Origin of the sequence: Haloferula sp., from assembly GCF_049672945.1 — a bacterium.
Taxonomy (GTDB): Bacteria; Verrucomicrobiota; Verrucomicrobiia; order Verrucomicrobiales; family Akkermansiaceae; genus Haloferula.
In genome coordinates this window covers 1-3,867 of the sequence record NZ_JBATWY010000138.1, presented here as the reverse complement: position 1 = coordinate 3,867, position 3,867 = coordinate 1, and the positions used below count along the sequence as shown (strand labels likewise).

The window sequence follows — 3,867 nt, the reverse complement described above, 5'->3', positions numbered from 1 at the left end:
GTTCGAAGGCCGCCGCCGAACCCGCCCGGCTTTCGCGGGCGAGTCGGGATTCCTCTGGATCTACGGCGGACATCGTAATTAGGCGGAAGGCCGGGGCTATTTGCCGATCTTATCAAAGGCGCCGTTCTTTTCCATCAGGGAAATCATTTCCGCGGCGGGCAGGCTGAGGGTGGCGCTGATCACCCGGCCGCCCTCGCTTTCGCGGGTCTCGAAGTCGGGGTTGATCTGGGCGAGGTTCTCGTCGGTGAGCTTGCCGATGGCGATGATGCCTTCGAGGACTTTGCGAACGAGCTTGCCGGTGACGGCGGAGTCGGTCTCGACTTCGATCCGGCCTTCGAGCTGGCCGTTGGCCTCGCCGAGGGCGATCCTGAGGTTCTCGGCTTTGCGCAGCAGCTTGGCGTCGTCCTTTTTCATCGGGAGATCCGCGATGCGGGCGGAGCCGGTTACGACTGGGGGTGCTCCGGCCGATGTGAAGGGGTCGGGTTCCATGCCGGTGCCGCTGGCGAGCTGGTCGATGGCATCTTGGAGTGAGGATTTGGTTTCGCTGAATACGAGGAGGTTTTGGGCGACGAAGGCGGCGTTCTGAGATTTTGATTTGTCTGTCCAGGAATGAATGGTGGTGCTGGAGTGATCGGAGGTTTCGTAGTTTTCGGCGGCGGCAACGATGTCGATGAGGTGGGTCTGGTCGAAGTTGCCATCAACGATAAGGACGCCGTCTTTTTTATCGCCGTGGCCGTAGAGGGTGAAGCCGGACAGGTCGGTGAGAAAGTTGATCGAGAACATGCGTTCGGCGGCACGGAGTTTGGCGCCCTCCCGTTCGGTGATTTCCTTGGCGATGCGACCGCCGACTTCGGTGGTGCGGGCGCTTTCAAGGTCGAGGTGGAGCCACCATCTGGCGTCGGCGGGGATGCGTGCGGGATCGAGGGGCGCGGCTTGGGCCGTGGCCGTGGCGAGCATGATGATGAGAATGTGTTTCATGATCTGGTTAGTGGTTTCGCCGGGAGTAGCCGTGGGGGAGGGGAAAGGTAACAGGGAATGTGCGTCTTGAACTTGGGAGATGGGACCTATAGGACTTATGATTCCTCCCGCTTCGCCCGAAGACTCATCTGGATTTCTTCCGGCTGGGGGGAACTATCGTGAGCTTCTTTCCTATAGGAAGTCGGAGGTGGTGTATGATTTAATTTTTCGGTTCTGCGGGTCTTATGGTAGAGCCTGTCCCATAAATCCGTTTTTTCTAGACCAGCAACCGGAGATGTGCGGGTGACCACCATTTGAACTGAGTTTGGATACAGAATCGGTGTTGCAGACCTAAACTCTGCTTCGTTACAAAGCGACGACCTGCAAATTTGCTGATGCGAGGACACGGGCTTCCCGGATCGTCTGATACGGATCCCTTTCTGAACTCGATTTGACTCTCGGAGAGATCAGGCGGCTCGGGCGCTTGGTCTGCCGATCTTGTGTTCCTGTTCTTCTTTGCGCCGTCTTTCCGCCTCCGCCATGCGGGCTAAAACCCATAGGTTGTGCGTGAGCACCGCCCATCCTACCGCAAGTTGCCGGTGCTCGAAGCCTTTGGCTAACAACCGACCTCCCAGAAAGACGTTCTTGAAAATGCCGATGCGCCCTTCGGTGGCGGCACGACGTTTGAGTCCTTCGCGAAAGCCGTCCTGATTGGCGAGCTTCTCAGCCAACTCGCCAACGTCACGCGGGCATAGGCCATTGCCAATGCCGCGCTGATCTAACATTGCCGTGTTAGGTTTGCTGGCGAGGCCGCGATCTCCCCAGACCTTGCTGATTGCGAACTGCTGATGGTCCATGAGTCTCTCAATGGCGGGCTTGACCAAGGCGGTGTCGCTCGGGTTGTCCTGATAGAACTGATAGTCAGCGATGATGCCCTCACGGGTTTCACCGAGCCAGAGCTTGTTGCCGAACTCGACCTGGGCACCGGCTTTGCCGCGCTTGATGACGTTGATCTGGTCGTCGTAAAGACTGATAATCTTGGACTCATTGGAGACGCGGCGTTCGCCGATGATGCGTTCGTGGGCTTGTTTGATGGCAGCGGGAAGTTGCTCTAACACACCATCGATGCGCTTGATGATGAGTTGCGCCTGAGGTTCCGTTAGGTCGGTTTCCTCGCGGCGGGACTTGAGGATCCCGACATGTGCCCGGGCGTGGGCGGCGATGCGCTTTTCAAGGGCTTTCATCTCACGCAGCACTTTCTTGCGATGTTTCCTGCCATCTACAGCGTGGCGTTTGGCTGTCATCTTCATGCATAGGGTGTTCATGTCGCTGAGGAATGCGAGCGGCTCCTGGGGCATGCGATGTTTCAATCCGTGCTTGCGAATGAGGGTGGTGGCTTTCATCAGCGTGCGGGCGGCATCGCGCAGCAATACCCAGTCGATGGGGAAATGGATGTCGGCCTTGATGCAGGTGCTGTCGAAATAGATGTCATCAAACCGGATGGGCGCCGCTAGACCAAAAGTGATGGATGGTGTTCCGGCCTGTTCACCTTGAGGCTCGCTTGTCGCCAGCAGGGCGGTGAGTTTCTCGTTGATGACGCGCACGGTCGGCTCGCCGACCCAGCGGGAAAGTCGGTCGCTGGTGCTTTTTGAGAAGGCTTTGATGGAACCCATTTCGCCAACGCGCAGGAACCATTGCAGTAGCGGGCTGTCGGCAAGACGGGTGGCGAAGTCGCGATGATCGAGTCCAGTTAGATTGCGGACGATGTTAGTTCGCAAGGCGAGCACCGTGTATTTTGCGAAGCGTTCCAGGCGCACGGCGGTGGAGGCCTGCATGTCGATTCCGCGCTCGGTCAGAGTCAGTGTGATGAATTCCTCTTCGAGACCCGAGGAAGAGAGAATGTTGTCGATGTGTTGAAAAAGGGCGCGCTGCTCGCGGTAGTCGAGCGGACCATAAACGCAAGGAAGTGCTGGACGAAGGGCGGGTTGATAGGAGAAGGTGATCACTGTTCGGACTTGGATTTTATCTTGTAACCAAATCATAAGCCTCGAATTTGGGGCGTGGGAGTCTTTTCGGGCTTCCATGCCCACTTTTTTCGATCGCTAAGGCATTGTACCACAAGGATTCACGAAGTCTGGGACAGGCTCTATCATAGCCCGGGGTCAGGCGCGAAGCGCCGCAGCCCCGGGATCCAGACACTCCGGCGAAGCCGCATTTCTCAGATCAAGGCGCAGCCTTGATTCCCCAAATCCACCATCCTTCATCTCCCATCGACCATCTCTCCCATGTCCCCTTCCGAACTCACCACCGCCCTCAACTGGCGCTACGCCACCAAGGCCTTCGATCCCGGCAAGCCCCTCCCCGATGACGTCTGGCAAGCCCTTCTCGACAGCCTCGTCCTCGCTCCCTCCTCCTTCGGACTGCAGCCGTGGAAGTTCATCGTCGTTTCCGATCCCGAGCTTCGCCAGCGCCTCCGCGATAACTCATGGGGCCAACCGCAAGTGACCGATGCCGACAAGCTCGTCGTCTTCACCAGCCGCGTCGACATGACTCCCAAGGACATCAACCGCTGGATCGCCCGCCTTTCCGAAGTCCAGGGACAAACGCCCGAGGAACTCAAGGGCTACGCCGGCATCGTCGAAGGCTTCTGCCAACGCATGTCCCCCGAAGCCCGGCACAACTGGAATATCCGCCAGACCTACATCGCCCTTGGCCAGTTCATGGCATCCGCCGCCGCCATCGGCGTCGACACCTGCCCACTCGAAGGCATCGATCCCGCCGGCTACGACCACGAACTCGGACTCGCCGGCAGCGGCTACGCCACCTGCGTCGCCTGCGCCGCCGGCTACCGCTCGGCCGATGACAAGTCCGCCACACGGCCAAAAGCACGCTTCGTCAGTAGCGAAGTGA

Annotated in this window: 3 protein-coding genes; 1 reads left to right on the top strand and 2 read right to left on the bottom strand. The window is 58.8% G+C overall.

All coding sequences use genetic code 11. The features are described 5' to 3' along the window. Window positions 1-96 precede the first annotated feature (96 nt). Both WBG04_RS12095 and WBG04_RS12090 read right to left on the bottom strand, forming a co-directional pair. A complete protein-coding gene (locus WBG04_RS12095) occupies window positions 97-978 on the bottom strand; it encodes a hypothetical protein (protein WP_424314689.1) in 882 nt (293 codons plus the stop codon). Window positions 979-1,424: 446 nt separating this feature from the next. Further along, window positions 1,425-2,999 carry a hypothetical protein gene (locus tag WBG04_RS12090; RefSeq protein ID WP_424314688.1) on the bottom strand — a complete coding sequence of 525 codons (1,575 nt, stop codon included), beginning with the start codon at window positions 2,997-2,999 and terminating at the stop codon, window positions 1,425-1,427. A 243-nt stretch (window positions 3,000-3,242) separates the two neighbouring features. Here WBG04_RS12090 and WBG04_RS12085 point away from each other — a divergent pair. After that, the coding region (locus WBG04_RS12085; protein WP_424314687.1) for an NAD(P)H-dependent oxidoreductase at window positions 3,243-3,867 on the top strand (625 nt) is incomplete at its 3' end.

Excerpts from the sequence above, each read along its gene's own strand:
- WBG04_RS12095 (WP_424314689.1), bottom strand. The coding sequence starts at position 978 with ATGAAACACATTCTCATCATCATGCTCGCCACGGCCACGGCCCAAGCC.
- WBG04_RS12090 (WP_424314688.1), bottom strand. The coding sequence starts at position 2,999 with ATGATTTGGTTACAAGATAAAATCCAAGTCCGAACAGTGATCACCTTC.